The organism is Priestia sp. YIM B13551 (assembly GCF_042787905.1).
GTDB lineage: Bacteria > Bacillota > Bacilli > Bacillales > Bacillaceae_H > Priestia.
On record NZ_JBHZOX010000002.1, the window covers coordinates 701136 to 718083 of the forward strand.

At 34.5% G+C, this 16948-nt stretch carries 17 protein-coding genes; 8 read left to right on the forward strand and 9 right to left on the reverse strand.

Features of this window, described 5'->3' with window-relative positions; translation table 11 throughout:
* The first annotated feature begins 583 nt into the window (after positions 1 to 583).
* A complete protein-coding gene (locus tag ACFX4N_RS13065) occupies positions 584 to 1882 on the forward strand; it encodes a CitMHS family transporter (RefSeq protein ID WP_053487609.1) in 1299 nt (432 codons plus the stop codon).
* 275 nt (positions 1883 to 2157) lie between these two features.
* Here ACFX4N_RS13065 and ACFX4N_RS13070 read toward each other — a convergent pair whose 3' ends face one another.
* The gene (locus ACFX4N_RS13070) at positions 2158 to 2565 is read right to left on the reverse strand and encodes a hypothetical protein (protein ID WP_235567332.1); all 408 of its coding nucleotides are present in this window, start codon (positions 2563 to 2565) and stop codon (positions 2158 to 2160) included.
* A gap of 155 nt (positions 2566 to 2720) precedes the next feature.
* Positions 2721 to 4166 carry a DHA2 family efflux MFS transporter permease subunit gene (locus ACFX4N_RS13075; RefSeq protein WP_098277784.1) on the reverse strand — a complete coding sequence of 482 codons (1446 nt, stop codon included), beginning with the start codon at positions 4164 to 4166 and terminating at the stop codon, positions 2721 to 2723.
* A 563-nt stretch (positions 4167 to 4729) separates the two neighbouring features.
* On the opposite strand from ACFX4N_RS13075, the gene ACFX4N_RS13080 reads away from it, so the two are divergent.
* Positions 4730 to 4924, forward strand: a complete 195-nt coding sequence (locus ACFX4N_RS13080; RefSeq protein ID WP_013058394.1) for a hypothetical protein — start codon at positions 4730 to 4732, stop codon at positions 4922 to 4924.
* Between the two features lie 403 nt (positions 4925 to 5327).
* Here the strand turns inward: ACFX4N_RS13080 and ACFX4N_RS13085 are convergent, their stop codons facing one another.
* From ACFX4N_RS13085 to ACFX4N_RS13100, 4 genes are all read right to left on the reverse strand, one after another.
* Positions 5328 to 7025, reverse strand: coding sequence for an MFS transporter (locus ACFX4N_RS13085; protein WP_057273764.1), 1698 nt, complete (start codon positions 7023 to 7025; stop codon positions 5328 to 5330).
* Between the two features lie 135 nt (positions 7026 to 7160).
* The gene (locus ACFX4N_RS13090) at positions 7161 to 7793 is read right to left on the reverse strand and encodes a TetR/AcrR family transcriptional regulator (protein WP_055990508.1); all 633 of its coding nucleotides are present in this window, start codon (positions 7791 to 7793) and stop codon (positions 7161 to 7163) included.
* Positions 7794 to 8167: 374 nt separating this feature from the next.
* The gene (locus tag ACFX4N_RS13095; RefSeq protein ID WP_156622793.1) at positions 8168 to 8317 is read right to left on the reverse strand and encodes a hypothetical protein; all 150 of its coding nucleotides are present in this window, start codon (positions 8315 to 8317) and stop codon (positions 8168 to 8170) included.
* A gap of 138 nt (positions 8318 to 8455) precedes the next feature.
* Positions 8456 to 8689 (reverse strand): hypothetical protein, encoded by a 234-nt coding sequence (locus tag ACFX4N_RS13100; RefSeq protein WP_057273765.1) that lies wholly within the window; start codon positions 8687 to 8689, stop codon positions 8456 to 8458.
* Positions 8690 to 8988: 299 nt separating this feature from the next.
* Between ACFX4N_RS13100 and ACFX4N_RS13105 the strand changes: the two genes are divergently transcribed.
* Positions 8989 to 9126 (forward strand): hypothetical protein, encoded by a 138-nt coding sequence (locus ACFX4N_RS13105; RefSeq protein WP_013058400.1) that lies wholly within the window; start codon positions 8989 to 8991, stop codon positions 9124 to 9126.
* A 325-nt stretch (positions 9127 to 9451) separates the two neighbouring features.
* Here the strand turns inward: ACFX4N_RS13105 and ACFX4N_RS13110 are convergent, their stop codons facing one another.
* Positions 9452 to 9970, reverse strand: a complete 519-nt coding sequence (locus ACFX4N_RS13110) for a DinB family protein (RefSeq protein WP_377261549.1) — start codon at positions 9968 to 9970, stop codon at positions 9452 to 9454.
* Between the two features lie 308 nt (positions 9971 to 10278).
* Here ACFX4N_RS13110 and bioF point away from each other — a divergent pair, with 308 nt between their 5' ends.
* The 4 genes from bioF (at position 10279) to ACFX4N_RS13130 (ending at position 13702) form a co-directional block, all read left to right on the forward strand.
* Positions 10279 to 11457 carry an 8-amino-7-oxononanoate synthase gene (gene bioF, locus ACFX4N_RS13115; RefSeq protein ID WP_029323503.1) on the forward strand — a complete coding sequence of 393 codons (1179 nt, stop codon included), beginning with the start codon at positions 10279 to 10281 and terminating at the stop codon, positions 11455 to 11457.
* Positions 11454 to 12206 (forward strand): alpha/beta fold hydrolase, encoded by a 753-nt coding sequence (locus tag ACFX4N_RS13120; RefSeq protein WP_057273767.1) that lies wholly within the window; start codon positions 11454 to 11456, stop codon positions 12204 to 12206. The genes bioF and ACFX4N_RS13120 overlap by 4 nt, the downstream gene beginning before the upstream one ends.
* Positions 12199 to 13023: a malonyl-ACP O-methyltransferase BioC gene (gene bioC / locus ACFX4N_RS13125; RefSeq protein ID WP_057273768.1), complete on the forward strand. Its 825-nt coding sequence runs from the start codon at positions 12199 to 12201 to the stop codon at positions 13021 to 13023. Before ACFX4N_RS13120 ends, bioC begins: the two co-directional genes overlap by 8 nt.
* A 418-nt stretch (positions 13024 to 13441) precedes the next feature.
* A complete protein-coding gene (locus ACFX4N_RS13130; RefSeq protein ID WP_235567333.1) occupies positions 13442 to 13702 on the forward strand; it encodes a YnfE family protein in 261 nt (86 codons plus the stop codon).
* 777 nt (positions 13703 to 14479) lie between these two features.
* On the opposite strand, the gene ACFX4N_RS13135 is transcribed toward ACFX4N_RS13130, so the two are convergent.
* Positions 14480 to 14626 (reverse strand): hypothetical protein, encoded by a 147-nt coding sequence (locus ACFX4N_RS13135; protein WP_162257212.1) that lies wholly within the window; start codon positions 14624 to 14626, stop codon positions 14480 to 14482.
* 265 nt (positions 14627 to 14891) lie between these two features.
* Positions 14892 to 15734, reverse strand: coding sequence for a TrmB family transcriptional regulator (locus tag ACFX4N_RS13140; RefSeq protein WP_013084386.1), 843 nt, complete (start codon positions 15732 to 15734; stop codon positions 14892 to 14894).
* Positions 15735 to 15891: 157 nt separating this feature from the next.
* Here ACFX4N_RS13140 and ACFX4N_RS13145 point away from each other — a divergent pair, with 157 nt between their 5' ends.
* A complete protein-coding gene (locus tag ACFX4N_RS13145) occupies positions 15892 to 16839 on the forward strand; it encodes a DMT family transporter (RefSeq protein ID WP_013058408.1) in 948 nt (315 codons plus the stop codon).
* Positions 16840 to 16948: the final 109 nt, after the last annotated feature.

A 16948-nucleotide genomic window follows, 5' to 3' on the forward strand; every position in this document is an offset into this window, starting at 1 on the left:
TTAGAAGCCATGATAGTATATTTTTAAATAGTCACAATTATTACAACAATTAAATAAAAAGTAATAATTATTACTTCAGACGATAGGTTGTAATAATGAATATAGTTAGTTCTGTAAAATCATTTTTAGATATCATCCGGAGATATCTGACTGCTCCATTACTTAGATACTACAAAGTGACTATAAGTTTATTAACTCTAACACTTGTATTTAGCTTGTTAAAACGCAAATGATGCGAGCACTACCGTTGGTTCTGAGCAATCATCAACAAAAGATTTTAGTAAAGGAGTGATTCGTTAAGGAACACGAGAATAGAAAATAATCTATTAATGATTCTATATATACAGTGGGCTTAAGGGGGGAATTCACGCTAGATTTTTTGTAAACCCTTACATTAGTTCTGATAACAGGTTTTAAACCAATAATATGTAAAAAAAGCCAATTGTTTTCTACTAATGAATGATTGTGCAAAGCAGCTTTATAATAAAGAATGATAGTTAGATAGTTTCATGAGAATTTAAAAAGTATGACATTAAAGATAAACAAGAGGGAAAATGAAGGAAAGTTCTAGAGGGGGTATAATATGTTAACATTTTTAGGTTTTTCGATGATTGTAGTATTTATGTATTTAATTATGAGTAAGCGTTTGTCTGCCTTTAGTGCATTAACGGTGGTTCCTATTGTTTTTGCTTTATTGGGCGGATTCACTGATTTAGGACCAATGATGATGAAGGGTCTTGAAACCATTGCTCCGACAGCAATTATGATTATCTTTGCCATTCTCTATTTTGGCGTGCTGATTGATACAGGATTATTTGATCCTCTGGTGGCAAGAATTATAAAGATGGTTGGCGGCGATCCTTTAAAAATCGTGATGGGTACTGCAGTACTTTCTCTGATAGTTGCTCTAGATGGTGACGGTACCATTACATATCTAATTGTAGTAACTGCATTTCTCCCACTATACAATCGATTAGGTATGAATAAACTTATTTTAGCCTGTATTCCTGCCCTAGCAATGGGTATCATGAATTTGACTCCGTGGGGTGGTCCTGCTGTACAAGCTACGGCGGCGGTAAAAGCAGATGTAACGGACTTACTGTTACCACTTATTCCTTCTATGATTGCAGGCACGATTTGGGTTTTAGGGGTTTCTTATTTTCTTGGACGACGTGAACGTAAAAGACTAGGAGTTATCAATATAGATACAGAATTTAACGATGAAATTGCTGCAGCTCTTGATGTAGGAATGGATGCATCAATAAAGCGCCCAAAATTATTCTGGTTCAACTTAATCCTAACACTTTTACTTCTAACTGCTCTAGTTCTAGGGTTCTTGCCGTTACCAGCTTTGTTTATGATTGGTTTTGCTATCGTGATGATTGTTAATTACCCAAATTTACAAGATCAAAAAGAGCGCTTACATGCTCATGCAGGAAATATATTAACGGTGGTTTCCATGATATTTGCTGCAGGTATATTTACTGGAATTATAGATGGAACAGGTATTGTTAAAGCTATGGCGGATACTTTAATAGCAGTTATTCCTGATGCTCTTGGACCAAAATTAACAGTAATTGTTGCGCTTATAAGTATGCCATTTACTTTTTTCATGGCAAATGCTCCCTTCTATTTCGGGATTATTCCTATTATGTCTGAAACGGCTGCGCACTTTGGTATCCCTCCACTAGAAATTGGCCAAGCTTCTCTACTGGGACAACCCTTGCATCTATTAAGTCCGCTTCAAGGTTCTATTTATGTCTTAGTGGGACTCCTAGGTATTGATATAGGTGACCATATTCGCTTTGCTGCCAAGTATGCCATTGGAACAGCGTTAGTTATGACGATTGTGGCTGTATTATTTGGAATACTATCTATATGAATGATTTATAGAAACATAAAAAAGGAGGGCTGATTCTTGAAAACAGCTCTCTCTTCTATATATTTAACTTTAATTACATTAAAGATTGAAATACAACATAAGCCAATTACTAATCAATCATGACTGATACAGTATCTCTGTTTGTCAATTTGATCTCAACTTGATCTCAACAATTTGGCTACCTAATTCATTTTCAATTGCTTGAATAATAAGATTGGTGTCTATATCTGTAAAACTTTAAAAGGTGCTTACATAGTTCTACTTAAGTTTTTAAATCAACTCCATTTTTTTGCCTTTTCAAATAAATACTGCACTCCATATAACAAATATGCTTTGTAGTGAAGGTAGATAAAAAATTGAAAATGATTTAACCGGTTTAGACTTACAATTTTCAACCTTTTAAGAACATCAATGAAGAAAAAAGCAAAGATTCCATCAACTACAATATTCAGTAGTAAAAACTTCTTAAAGTTTCCATACGAAGATTTAAGCAGCCACATTGAAAGAGGCATATAAGGCCCAATACTAAAAGGAAGTTCATCTTTTATAAACGAATCTTTTTTATCATAAAATCTCCACCACTTCCTCTGATGCCCATACAAATGATTAATAATTTCAAAGATAATAATAAAAATCCCTGCTAACGAATAACGTCTTATGCTGTGTTTTCCTATAAAAAACAACGATAATCACGGAATCGCTATTATAGATAGGTTAAATCCTAAGTGTTTTCTTGATATCATAAGTGAACTCACCTCAATGTACTTTATCTAGTTCTTCTTATAGTGTCCGCCTATTACAAAAAAAACACAGACCATCCGATGGTCTGTGTTTTTTATTAATGTGCTTTTTGTTCAACATTAACTCTCTTGATAAAGAACGAGATAACCAATCCAACAATTGAAACAATAATCGCAAAGATGAACGCATGCTGAACACCGTTGGTAAAGGCAAGAACTTGATTTAATGGATCCATTTTATCTGATACCGTCTCAAGGAAGCTTCTTGAACCTGATGAAAGAATGGAGATTCCAACAGCTGTTCCAATTGCGCCTGAAACCTGCTGTAAAGTGTTCATAATCGCTGTTCCATGCGGGTACAGCTCAGGTGGGAGCTGGTTTAATCCATTTGTTTGAGCCGGCATCATAATCATCGAAATGGCTATCATAAGCGCAATGTGCAGAGCAACGATAAACCCTGTTGACGTTTCCAGCGTTACGGTTGAAAAACCATACATGGTGCCGGCTACAATCACAAGTCCTGGAATAACTAACCATTTGGGACCAAAACGGTCAAATAATCCGCCCATAACCGGTGAAAGAATTCCGTTAATCACTCCTCCAGGAAGAAGCATTAGACCAGCGGCAAAGGTTGATAAAGCTAATGATGTTTGTAAGTATAAAGGTAAAATCATCATCGCAGACAGCAGTACCATCATGCAGACTAGAATTAACAGAAGACCGATTGTAAACATCGGATACTTAAAGGCTTTAAGGTCTAACATTGGCTCTTTCATCTTCGTTTGACGAATAGAGAATGCCACTAATGCAATGGTTCCAATCACAAGAGTTAGAATAACCTGTAGACTTCCCCAGCCTCCGCCTTCTCCAGCGCTGCTAAATCCAAACACAATTCCTCCAAAACCTACTGTTGAAAGAACAACAGAAATTATATCGATTTTTGGCTTCGTTGGTGTGGTAACGTTCTGCATAAAGAAAGCTCCAAACACTAAGGCAACAAATAACAGCGGAAGTGAAATCCAGAAAATCCAGTGCCACGTTAATGTTTTTAAGATTAAGCCTGATACGGTTGGTCCAACAGCTGGCGCAAACATAATAACAAGGCCGATAATCCCCATTGACTTTCCACGTTTATGCGGCGGGATAATAACAAGAATCGTGTTAAACATAAGCGGTAAAAGTAAAGCAGTTCCAACGGCTTGCACGACACGGGCAATCATGAGTACCCCAAATGTTGGTGCAATAGCGGCAATAAATGTTCCAATGATGGAGCAGATTAGAGATGCTATAAAAAGCTGTCTGGTTGTAAAACGCTGAAGAATAAAACCTGAAATAGGTACCAAAATCCCTAATGTTAACAGATACCCTGTTGTCAGCCACTGTGCGGTTGTTTCGTGAATACCAAAGCCAGAAATTAGCTCCTTTAACGCCATATTTAAAGCTGTTTCACTAAATAAACCAATAAATCCAGCAATAAGAAACGACGTAATAATCGGCAGCACTTTGATGTTAGAGCTTTCGGCCACTGTTTGTTGATTACTCATATTAAATTGTCTTCCTCTCTTTTACATACTCTTTTTAGTGAACGTTTTTCTATCTCAATGATAAGTTGATTAGCAGACAAACAATGCATATTGATATAAAGATTAGTGATAGGTTTAAGGCATTATGTTGACTAAGCTTTTTCTTTCTCTTCTCTTTTGATCGAAGTGCTTTTTGTCTTCTAAATTCGTTTCTTTCCACAGATCCCTCTCCATTTCATTTCTAAATCAGTTTTAGAAACCTTCCTATGTAAACTCATTTCCATTCCTAATATGGACTTTTTGATAAGTAAGTTAAAAGGAAATAGAACTATAAAATGAATTTTACTCTACATAACAGGAATATTGTAACACAGCTATAAGTACTGTTTCTATCTAAAATATACTAAATAACAACAGCTATATACCTAACTTAGTGCCCTGTGACAATTAAAATTTGTTTCTGTTGTATGCTTTTTGTTCTGTTCGCCCTAATAGAACACAACTAACTTTTTAATCATCAGTCAAAAGAAATAGTATCAGAAATTAAGTAATAGTAAAAATTGATACTATGGAGGTGTTTTCTTATGAAAAAGTATGAAGTAACGTTTCACCTAATTAATGGTGAAATAAGTCATTTAGTTGAAGCTAAATCACTTATTCGTGCAAAGAACTACATACAGTATAGATTTGAAGACAAAAGTAAAATATTGGATCTAGCAAATGATTTGGTCATTGTTAAAAGGAACGTCCAATACTTTACGGTAGTTGAAAAAGAATAATTAGCTATGTAAAAGGACGTTATTTACAAAAGTAATGTCCTTTTATATCCATACACTATCTTATAGGGTAGTCTCTTTTCCCCATTCTGGTCACTAAAATTTTTCTCCAGCTCGAATTCACATACTAAATTTATCTAACTAAAAAGATATTCTTCTAAACAGAAGAATATTATAGTTAAAAATTTATGTGGATAATTGGTAGTTCTGAACAGAATTATTAAAATTCAGTCTCTTCATTTTAATAAATGAAGGAATTCATCTAGGTTCTCCTCTGTATTTTTGTATTAGTTATTAATTTTCATAAAACATATCTGTAAAGAGTACGTGTAGAAATTAAAAGAGCAAACTCCCTTACACGTGAGTTTGCTCTTTCTGTTCTTTATTCAAATTTCTTCAGTTTAACTTATTGTCCTATATCCTTCATCCTTTTAAGAGCTTTTCTATACTCTTGATCTCTCATATGCAGCATTTTATCAGGAGAAGGTTTAGGCTGACCAAATTTTTTTAAAGCTTCTCTATACTCGCTGTCACCAATGACTTGATTCGAAACAGCCTCTTTAGGCGAACGCTCAAAAACGGGAGTATCTTTTTTAAGGTGAACCTCTTCGATACTCAGCTTTTCTTTATTTTTTTCTTTGTCATGAGGCTTATGAGCCAGCTTGTGGCCTTTACCTGTTAGGAACATCAAAAATGAAAGAATTAATACCACAATGCTCAATACACACGAAAACGTAGAAAATGTATGATAAGTAATGATTTCAGATTTTACATGTAGAGATTGCGTGAAATTTTCTTTACTAGCAACCTGGCCCTCTGCACTTACCGTCATAAGGTTATCTTTATACACCTTTGCAAAGACGATACCACTGATTACAGGGATGACTGCCGATACTGTAACTCTTATAAATTGAACCGTGACCATTCGAGGGACTAAGCTTGGTAGTGGTCCGCCTAAAGCAGCACCCATAAGACCTGCAGCAACTGTGAACCCTACTCCTGCGATTAAAGCGGCAAAGCTGCTAACAAAGAGGAATGCAGAAGCATGACCGTCTAAATACATCCACTGTATGTTCACTCCCATAATAATGACCGCTCCTATAATACCTAATACGCCCGGTCCAACTTTATCATATAATACGGCACTTAATATGGCCGCAATCACTATTCCCGCAAAAAGCCCGATATAGATCAGTGAAATGTCTCCTTTATCAAAACTAGATCCGCTTTTAAGCAATCCTTGTAGAGATAAAAGAGTTAAACTCATACTAATATTACCTATAACAGCAATTAAGATAGCGAGAGCTGGTTTTCGAGAAGCCACTAATCTAAAGGGAATTAACGGATTTTTAATATGCCATTCTGCTACGAATAAAAAGCATAAAAAAATGATGCTTCCTACTATGCCTATCCATACATAAGTAGATGTCCATCCTGATTTTTGAAGATTAAGTAATGTAAACGTAATAAATGCAGTAACCATAAACATTAACGCTAAACCAATGATGTCAAATGGTTCATGATATTTGTGCTGTTGCTTGGCGTGATCATTTGTTAAAAATTTGTAGCTGAAACATATTCCCAGTAAAGAAAGTACGGCCGCTATATAAAATAACCCTCTCCAGTGTCCGTAGCTGTTCACTAACATTCCGAGAAAAATACCGACAACGCTAGATCCATAAAATCCGCCGATAAGAATCAGTAATGCCAAGTTCCGTTTCTGAATCGGAAAAGAAAGAACCAGCATTGGAATCATCATCATAAGTGCTAAACCTGTTCCTGTTCCTTGAAAAAAACGACCAATACCCATTCCTAAGAAGCTGTTAGAAGCTATACTTACGATAGCTCCTATAAGAAACAAACACATCGAAAGAACATAAGTCCTTCTCTCCCCTATCTTATGTCGAAGGATAGGTCCAAACGGAATACAAAATGCAAAGCTTATAACCCCTATTAAAACCGGTGTTATCGAAATATAAGATTGATCGTTAAACGTTTGTTGGAGAATTTCACGTATAGAATTTAATGAAGTGTTTAACATTAAACCAGGACCAATAGCTAAAACTGCCAGTAAGGAAATCCCCCAGTGTTTTTCTATTTTCATACTACAATTCCTTTCTGCCTTTCATGATTGTAAAAAGCTAAAAATGCGAAGCTCACGTTTCTTCCAACCATCACATTAGCTATGGTGAAGAAGAAAGATATTTATCCGCATTTGAACAAACTAAAAAATAAAGCTTCAGTAAGGAAGCTTTATTTTATTTTCTAAGCCTGCCACTCGAATTGGCCCTAAAAGTGTTAGGCTGGTTAATTTTTCAGCCATAAATGCAGGGCTAAATTTCATATCACTTTCTAACCAAGAACAAATGACACCTATATGAGCTGATGTGATATAGCTAATCAGGATATCTTTAGGGATATCAAGTCCATCCTCTGCTTCTCCAATCGAAGAGATTAGCTCTCCATACACTCTTTTCTTTACAATTTCCGTCATATGACTTCTAAATTGAGGTAATCCTCGATCACTTAGCATGACTTTAAAATAATCGGCATGGTCATAGATGAATTCGAAAAGCTTTAAGAAAGAAACGGATTCATTTTTTTCTTCTACTTCTGAAGAATCCTCATTATTTTGTTTTGGTTTTACTTTCTCTATTAGCTCTTCTAGAACTTCATTCATACTCTGCATGAGAAAGTCTTGCTTATCTTGATAATGCAAATAAAAGGTTCCCCGCGTTAATTCTGCTTTTTCCGTAATTTCTTGAATCGTAATGGATGTAACGTCTTTCTCTTTAAGAAGTTCAACTAAAGCGTCTCTTAAGTATTTATTTGTTCTTTTTATCCTAGGATCTACTTTTGCTTTTTTAGACATTGTTCGTCTCCTTGTATAACTTTTATTGAGTCTCAGGCATATGATTATGACTTGTATAGGTGCAGCCATTTAGGCCTTTTCTGATGATTAACTATTTAAATTAAACTACCCGGTATCAACAACATACATTCTGCACATGATGTAAACTAATGAACATTATGTATATTAAGTCTCACAAAATATAATCAATCTGTCAATATCAAAAACTGATTAAGAATGAATCATTTGGTTGTTAGATATGGATGGCGTTAACGTAAGAGCAAAATCTTTTGTAATGAAAGAAAAAGAACTGAAAGATATAACTGACGATGTAAAAAGTACTGGGTTTTTATAAGCTGGAGATTGGACTATTGAGGCAACTTTTACATAGCAGACTAATTAAATAAATAATGATTTTGCACAATGAATGTTTGAAACTTTCCAATATATGAATCTGCTTGTTTAGATACCATCATCTCAATCGGATCAAGCAGGTTTTCAGACAAAACAGCATGTCCAAGCTGATCTTCCAGCCATAAATCCATTAATTTAACTAAGCTAAAAGGAACCGGCTCCTTACTGTTAGTGATAGGATAGAAGGTTAAATAAAAAAGAAGTCACCTTTTGGTAACTTCTTTTTTTACTATGCATATGTGATTAAAACAAAAAAACATATAAGTTTTTTATTTTTCACTATCTTCATCAGCAGGTTTTCGTTTATGTTTCTCACTAATAATTCTCTTGTTCAGTATCCTTACCTCACCCACCATTAGTAGTCTCATATCTTTTACAATATATTTAGCCAATTCTTCATCAGAGATATCATCACTATCAATATCAAGACGAAATTCCTGTCCTTGTATTCCACCGCCATTAGTAAAATCGACTTCAAAGTCAAAAATGACTCTTTTATCCATGTCTAATCCACCTTAACTTGTTTTAATCATCTAATATATATTCGGTTTAAGAAAACAAATGCCCTATCCAACAACTATCTAATGAAGCTTATTGTCTGATAAGTCCCGGTAAAAGGACTTTTAAGTTCTAGATTGGTATTAAAAAAGGAATAATACTGTGGTAAAGGAGATTCTTTAGAACCTTAGACACCTGTTTACACCAATAAAATAAATATAATTAAAAAAGACAATGGGTTGAATAAGCTACGCTCTATTAACTCATCTTAACAATGTAACTAAATTTGAAGGGAGATTTAAAAATGAGTCAGAAACGCGATAAAGGCAATAGTCAGAAAGGCAAACCAAATAGCAATACGGTAGATCCGGTAATTGCAGCAGAAGACGTGGGAAAAGCAATTTTTCCAACTAATAAGCCTCCTGGCAACGCAAAACCTTAAAAGAAAATTAGAGTTGTATTATTAGCTGCCTGTTTGGCAGCTTCTTCTTAAGAAAAGAACTTAATTAATAAGTACGAATATGCTCAGACTTTTACGTTTTTTATACGATTTTTAGTACAAATGTTGGGACTTAGATGATGTAAAATCCTCTCTCATTTCTACTCAAATACTCTTCTTCAGCCCGCATTCTCAACATTCCTATAAGAATACGCGACCCTTTACAGAACTTTTGAAGTAAGATGAATTGCAGTTATCAAATCATCCTCTTAACTTATTATTAAGATTAATTTTTAGAGAGTTTTTAACTTAGAACGCTTTAAGATATCTAACTGTTACTTACCTTCGTTGCATATAAATAAGCAACATAGTCAGTCATAACTCCAGGATATCCCATTTGGCGTAACATAGCTGTTATATTTCCACGATGATATGTTCCATGATTAACTACATGTTGGATTAATTCAAATAGATTAGTTTCTAGCTGGCCAAAATTAGGATATGCGCAGAAAACGAGTTGATTAAGGTTATCTTGGTGGTCAAAAAATGCTTTAAATTGCTCAGATAAGTTAAGAAACATCATCTCCATTTCCTCGATGCTTTTGCCTTTTATATTCTCTCTTAGTTGTTTTCCTGATTTGATAATTTCATCAAAACTATAACCTGACATGACACTTAACCATATAGTATCAGTAGCATAAATATGTCCTAACACCTCCGATACAGAAGAAAAAACATTCTTAACCTCCTTGTGGTAAATATCCTGAGGCAAGCCTTTTAAGTGACTAAAAATCTTTTGATTTGCCCATACATGGTAGTTATAAAACTGTAATTCTTGACCCTTCACTTGAGATTCCTCCTTATTCTAAAATCCACGACCAATATTAGGTATTCCTCATTGTTTTCAAAACACCTTCAAATGATTATTGAAAAAAGCATTGATTCTTTACGTTTTATTTAGGTACCGAAGTAAGGCTGCATGTGTACTCATGAGATTCAAAAAATGAACTGTAGTAGGCTATGTGGAGACAATTATCTAGTATCTCTTCTTTAAATTATTTTATCTTGACACTGTTCTAAAGGCGTGATTAGATATAATTGTTAACTTTAAATAAAATAAAGTTAACATATATTGTTTTCGGTGGTGAAAGTGCATTGTATTGGGAAGAAGATATAAAAAGAGAACTTGCCTATTTAGATGAAATTTTTCAAAAACGGCACCTTGTTACTACAGAATTTGCTGAACAACCATGGCTTACAGTCAATGGACATAAGATGTTAAACCTTGCCTCTAATAACTATTTAGGCTACGCAGGAGATAAGGGGCTGAAGAAAGCAATGAGTGATGCTGTGATGACATATGGAATAGGAGCAGCAGCTTCACGCTTAATAGTAGGAAATCACTCTCTTTATGAGAAAGCAGAAAAAGCACTTGTTAATTGGAAAAAAGCTGAGGCAGGACTTATTATCAATAGTGGTTATAATGCAAACCTAGGAATCATTTCAGCCTTGGTTCCGCGTAATGGTTTCATCTTCAGCGATAAGTTAAATCATGCAAGTATCATTGATGGCGCCCTACTGAGCCGTGCAAAACTGCAGCGCTATCGCCATAACGATATGAACCACCTAGAAAATTTATTAAAAAAAGTTCCCTTGGAGTCACGGAAGTTAATTGTAACAGATACTGTTTTCAGCATGGATGGTGATTTTGCCAAGCTCGAGGATCTTGTTAAATTAAAAGAGCAGTATAACGCACTGTTAATGGTTGATGAAGCTCATGCAAGCGGTGTATACGGAAAAAATGGTGAAGGATATGCACATTTTCTTGATCTGCAAGATAAAATTGATATTCAAATGGGAACGTTTAGTAAAGCGCTAGGGTCATTTGGAGCTTATGTTACCGGAAAACAGTGGCTGATAGATTATTTTAAAAATAGAATGCGAGGATTCATTTATTCAACTGCTCTTCCCCCTGCTATACTCGGTGCAATAACGGCTGCGATTGAAAAGGTGCAACAAGACACAGAGCGTCGCGCACTTCTTCAACAACATGCACTATTTTTTAGAAAAGCACTTACATACGAAGGATTTAACACATGCAAAAGTCAATCTCAAATCATTCCAATTTTGACGGGAGAAAACAAAAGAACAATGCAGTTTGCAGAGCGTTTACAGAAAGAAGGAATTGCTGCTATTGCAGTTAGGCCTCCTACTGTTCCTGAGAATAAAGCAAGAATTCGTTTTACTGTAACAGCCGATCATACTCAAGAAGATTTAGATTGGGCCATAAAGAGAATTTCTCTAATTGGAAAAGAAATGAGTGTGATTCAATGAAACCATCCACTATTATAATATTTCCCGGATGGGGAATGGAAAAAGCAGCGTTTCACCCAATCATAAAATCATTGTCTACTATATGTAACGTTTTGTGTACAGACTGGAGAGGTGTAAAAGAACTAAGTGACTTTAGAGAACGAGCAATTCAATTGCTTACTTCTACTCAAGGTACTGTTTATTTAATGGGTTGGTCATTAGGTTCCCTTGTAACGCTTGAACTTGCAAGTTTATACCCTAACAAGATAGAAGGACTCATATTAATTGGCGGAACTAGTCGCTTTACAAACGACGTGCATAATACAAATACAGTTGGATGGGAGCAACGTATCGTTGAACGTATGAAAAAACAACTACAGCGTAATAAAGAAAAAACCCTTACTGCATTTTATAACGCCATGTTCACTAAATCTGAAAAAGAAGAAGAATTTCATCATCAATTTATTGAAGTTGTTCAGCGTGATTATCAAGGAGACAGTACGTACTCCCTCCTTAAAGGGCTAGATTATTTACTTCAAAAAGATGTTAGAATGCAACTCAATCAAATTCAAACTCCTTGTTTGTTAATCCATGGAAGAGATGATCAAATATGTTTACCTGAGTCTTCTTCTTTCATAGCTGAAAGGATTGATGGAAAAGCACAGCTGTGTATCCTAGAAAAAACTGGCCATATTCCTTTTTTTACGAAGCCTCAGCAATGTACGCAACTTATAGAAAAATTTCTCGAAAAGGAGCTCATTTATGATTAATAAGCAACTCTTAAAGAAAAGGTTCAATAATCATGCTAAAACTTATGATGCTTATGCCGATGTACAAAAAAGTATGGCAAACCAGTTAATAGACCAGCTTTCTACCAATTTCTTCAACCAGGAAATAACTATTCTTGAAATTGGCTGCGGTACGGGTTATTTAACACAATTATTGTGCAAAAAATTTCCTAGGGCTACTATTACAGCAGTTGATTTGTCATCAGGAATGATTGAGTTAGCAAAGAAAAAAGTAATGGAAGATCGAGTTTCTTTCATATGTGGAGATATCGAGGAACTAAGTATTGAAAGACATTATGACCTTATCATTTCGAATGCAACATTTCAGTGGTTTAATAGTCTTCATACGACAATAAAAAAATTGTATAAACAACTTAAGCCTACAGGCAGCCTGCTATTTTCAACCTTTGGAAATCGTACATTTCAAGAGCTTCATTCATGCTACAGTCATGCGAAACAAAAGCTTGGTCTTTTCAGTAACAGTTCACCTGGCCAATCATTTTTTTCTCTTGAAGAGTTGTCTCAAATTTGTGAACAAGCATTAGTTCCATTGAGAGAGCATCCATTTAAACTATCAAAAATGGAGAAACTAGAGGTTCAATATTTTCCAACGGTTCAGGCATTTTTTACATCAATAAAAAAGATTGGAGCAAGTAACAGTAACGAGGAAAGCTACTGTCAACGCCCTTCTTTTTTTCGTGAATTAATCAACCTATATGAAAATGATTATCGTAATGAGAACGGAATAAAAGTAACCTATCATTGTTTAATATTTAATGTTACAAAAAAGAACCAATAGCTAATCCTGCCCTGGTTACTCTCTAGAAGTGATGGATTGCAGCTAAATTAAAAAGCTCAATACAAGAAAGTATTTCATATAAAACCTCGCATCATCTCATATCAATTTCTATGTGAAAGAGCACGCTTCTTCATACTGTTAGTTTGTTTAATAGTTTTTTGCTCAATCGCCTCTTCTATTTGACATATAAATTTAAGAAAATAACACATACTATAAGCAGTCCGTCCTTCCCTTTGCGGGTGAATGGTCTCTCCTTTCAATAAAGAAGGTTTTCTAAAAGCACCCTTTTATGGGTGTTTTAGTTTTCGGATGTATAATTTTGAAAGGTTAACACAATATTTATAAAGGGAAAGTGTCCCTTTACCTTCCCAGCGTTTCATATTTTTGACCTATGTATTACTTCAAAAATGTAAGGAGAATGATAAGCGTGGAAGAATTAAGACGGTATGTTGATGTTGTTAAGAAAAATATCGAAACTATGAAAGCTCCTGATTACGAAGGGAAAGAGAGGGATTTAGAAAACCAGCAAGAGGAACTAGAGCAGTATGAGCGATACCTTAAAGCAGAAAGTATCTCACCTGAAGGTTTTGATGGAATTGTGGATGCTGCTGTAGGTTATGCATCTAAAGATATCTCTTTTTCAGAACTAGAAGAAGTGTATAATCAATTAACGAAATAGTACTTTGATAATGGATGTTTGTTGAATTACTTTAAATACGTATAACTACAACAAAACGAGCATGTCCTGTAACTACTAAGCCTCCTCCCTTTGCTGACGAATCGCTTCTCCTTTACACGTTAAGTTTATAAAAACGCTCGCCTCCACGGGTGCTTTTTATTTTAAGGTATAATTCTTATGAAAGAAGTAATAGAATTTTTTAGCTAACTCCTTTCAGGTGGCTAGTGTTTACGTTATGTAATTGCCACCAATTAAAAAAGATCAATTGATCTTTTTTATGAATTAATTTGATTGTAACTATATTTTAATATACGCTCACTATTTGTGGATTATAATGGAATTACCACGTGATTATCTTTCTTTTAACTTGCTTTTTACCTTGAGCAAGTCTTTTTGTATTTATCGTTTCAACTTTTTCAAAGAAACATCATGCTACAATTAATTTTCACACACGTTATGTTGCATTAAGGACACTTTCCTCAATAGAATGCTGCCCTTTCTTATACGTTTACGGACAATCTATTTAAATCAGTTATAAGATGTTAAAGTAATTATTAAAATGCCACCCATTGTTTGCAGGACAGGTGGATTTTTAATATAGAATGCGGGCTTTTTTATACATGCTCTTTTCTTTTAACTATCCAAAGAATTTAGTCATATCAACGATCTATAAAAACCTCATAATCTAAAAAAGAATCCTTGGAAAAAGCTTACTGCTCCAAGAATTCTTTTACTTAATCGGTTCTTTTAAGAATGATTTCTTAAGCTTATTTAATTTTATGGTTTAGTATCGTCTTTGTCCTGATTGAGCTCCTTTTTGGATTTCTTTACTATTTGATTTAATTCCCGTATGTCCCCTTTTGCATTGATGATTTCAAATATTTGATTTAATCCCTCGTTCGTTTGATCATCATGATCTCTCATCATCTATTCTCCTTATAAGATTACTACTATCATTTTCCACTTTATTAAGAATTATGTTTCTGATTTGATAATATCAAGACAGAGTTCATTTCACCGTCTAGCATAAGTTATTATGGTCATATTCAAGATCTCAGGAAATAAATGCCCTTATTAACCATGAAGACATCCCCTATACGAAGTTAGTTTGCGTAAAACATGTTACAGCTAGCAATAACAGTGACTATAATAAGTAACTTTATTATTGTTATATATGCATTAATACTGGCTATTTAATCAATCCTAATTTTGCTGCTACGCTATAGCCTGATGAATTAAATTTAAATCGATTACGAAGTTCAATAAGGTTCGGTCCAAAGCTTGACTCTAGGATCTCTCGATGTTTTTTCATCATTTCATAGATATACAAGTCGTGAATGATAACTTCTGTAATTGGCATAACTAATCCCGGATGCATCGTCCAGGCAGCACGGCTATCCTTACCAAGTGATAATATACCTGCAACTACTTCTCGATCATCAGCACTTAGAACAATCCATCGTCCGCCATATTCATTGGTTATTTCTTCGCTTGCATCATGCTGATGAACCTGCGCAAAGTCAAATACTAAATCTCCATAGGATACAATTAAAATTTCTACGCCTCTTTTGGCTGCTGCTTGTAATTCTTCTTTTAGTTCCTGGGCATCTTCTGCCCATATTTCCAATAGAATACGCCCTGTAGCTTCTTTTATAGCTTCCTTTGTACGATTTAGTATAGGCTCATAACCTGTAATGTTCCAGATGTTTTCTCTGTTTAAAGATACATAAGAATAATTTTCGAGAGCTTCTTCAGCTACTTCAAACGAGGATTCAGCTTTACGTTTTTTCAAGTTGATTAATTCATTAGGAGGTAACGGTGTATATAGAGCGGGATTTTCATGACTGATCATGACTTCTCCTCGATCCACTAGTCCTCCTAATACTTCATAAATTTTAGATCTTGGCACTCCGGAATTTAACGAAATAGCATACCCTGAAAGAGGAGATTTTTCTAGTAAAGCTAAATATGCTTTTGCCTCATATTCAGTAAAATTTACATCTTTCAAAATTTTTATTATATCTAGTGTCATGATTGGTCCTCCTTGATAATACCCGGGTAAAGTCAATAATTTTAAACTAAGTATACCATTAGTACCCTTGACAGTTTGGGTTAAAAATTATAATTTAATTCTAGTTGCTACAAAAGTAGCTACCATATAGTTTTTAATCCTACTTGGAGGTGTAATAATGGATACAATGATAGCGAAACAACAAGAAAGCTTAAAAATAAGAAAGGTTAGAAGTGGAAATGGTTTATACATAAGTGCTTCCGTAATAGCCGTCCTTTTATGGAGTACATCGTTTGTTGGAACAAAAATAGCCTATACCTCTTTTCCACCCCTTACATTAGGAGCGGCTCGTTTTGTTATAGCTGCTGTTATTTTAGGACTTATTCTCTTAATCAGGAAAGATAAAACAAAGCCTTCATTCAAAGATATGGGGTTAATGTCTATGAGTGGTGTACTAGGCACTACCCTTTATTTTTCTCTGGAGAACATAGGAGTTGAACTAACAACAGCATCTAATGCCGCTATTATTGTAGCGTCGTATCCTGCTATAACGGTTTTGATGGAATTTCTTTTTTTTAGAAAAAAGACATCATGGGTAAAGGCCCTAGGAATTGGAGTAGCGATGATAGGTGTATATCAAATATCCTATAGTCCTGAAACTCAGACAGATGATAAGCAATTAATTGGTAATATTATATTAATTGTAGCAGGTTTTATTTTTGCTCTCTATAACTTCACAACTCGTAAAGTTGTCAAAAAATATTCCATGATTACTATCTCTTTTTATCAAACTTTGGCGGGAGCTATTACGTTTATTCCATTAGCCTTTATAGAGAAGTCAAGCTGGCAAACACCAGATATACGATCATTTCTAACCTTATTGTACCTAGGCGTTTTCTGCTCGGTTATCGCTTTTTTATTATATAATTTTGGATTACGCAAATTATCTTCTAGTTCTGCGATGACGCTGATGAATCTTGTTCCTATTTTTGGTGTGTTATTTTCTGTTCTACTCCTTCATGAAGTGGTAGGCATAAACCAATTTATTGGTGGAATCATTGTACTTTTGGGTGTAGTTTTGAGCATGAGGGAAACGAGGAAAAAGTATGTTTTAGAAAATAAGTAAAAAGTATAAACCTAAAAAAAGTCCTCAGTCAAAGTAGGGCTTTTTATTTTCAATAAAAAAGCACATAAAAACTGGTATTACGTATCTTCTGATTAAAAATAAATAGATA

Bases quoted from the DNA above. Each gene is read 5' to 3' on its own strand.
- ACFX4N_RS13065 (WP_053487609.1), top strand. From the start codon at position 584: ATGTTAACATTTTTAGGTTTTTCGATGATTGTAGTATTTATGTATTTA.
- ACFX4N_RS13075 (WP_098277784.1), bottom strand. From the start codon at position 4,166: ATGAGTAATCAACAAACAGTGGCCGAAAGCTCTAACATCAAAGTGCTG.
- ACFX4N_RS13080 (WP_013058394.1), top strand. From the start codon at position 4,730: ATGAAAAAGTATGAAGTAACGTTTCACCTAATTAATGGTGAAATAAGT.
- ACFX4N_RS13085 (WP_057273764.1), bottom strand. From the start codon at position 7,025: ATGAAAATAGAAAAACACTGGGGGATTTCCTTACTGGCAGTTTTAGCT.
- ACFX4N_RS13090 (WP_055990508.1), bottom strand. From the start codon at position 7,793: ATGTCTAAAAAAGCAAAAGTAGATCCTAGGATAAAAAGAACAAATAAA.
- ACFX4N_RS13095 (WP_156622793.1), bottom strand. From the start codon at position 8,317: ATGGATTTATGGCTGGAAGATCAGCTTGGACATGCTGTTTTGTCTGAA.
- ACFX4N_RS13100 (WP_057273765.1), bottom strand. From the start codon at position 8,689: ATGGATAAAAGAGTCATTTTTGACTTTGAAGTCGATTTTACTAATGGC.
- ACFX4N_RS13105 (WP_013058400.1), top strand. From the start codon at position 8,989: ATGAGTCAGAAACGCGATAAAGGCAATAGTCAGAAAGGCAAACCAAAT.
- ACFX4N_RS13120 (WP_057273767.1), top strand. From the start codon at position 11,454: ATGAAACCATCCACTATTATAATATTTCCCGGATGGGGAATGGAAAAA.
- bioC (WP_057273768.1), top strand. From the start codon at position 12,199: ATGATTAATAAGCAACTCTTAAAGAAAAGGTTCAATAATCATGCTAAA.
- ACFX4N_RS13130 (WP_235567333.1), top strand. From the start codon at position 13,442: ATGATAAGCGTGGAAGAATTAAGACGGTATGTTGATGTTGTTAAGAAA.
- ACFX4N_RS13135 (WP_162257212.1), bottom strand. From the start codon at position 14,626: ATGAGAGATCATGATGATCAAACGAACGAGGGATTAAATCAAATATTT.
- ACFX4N_RS13140 (WP_013084386.1), bottom strand. From the start codon at position 15,734: ATGACACTAGATATAATAAAAATTTTGAAAGATGTAAATTTTACTGAA.
- ACFX4N_RS13145 (WP_013058408.1), top strand. From the start codon at position 15,892: ATGGATACAATGATAGCGAAACAACAAGAAAGCTTAAAAATAAGAAAG.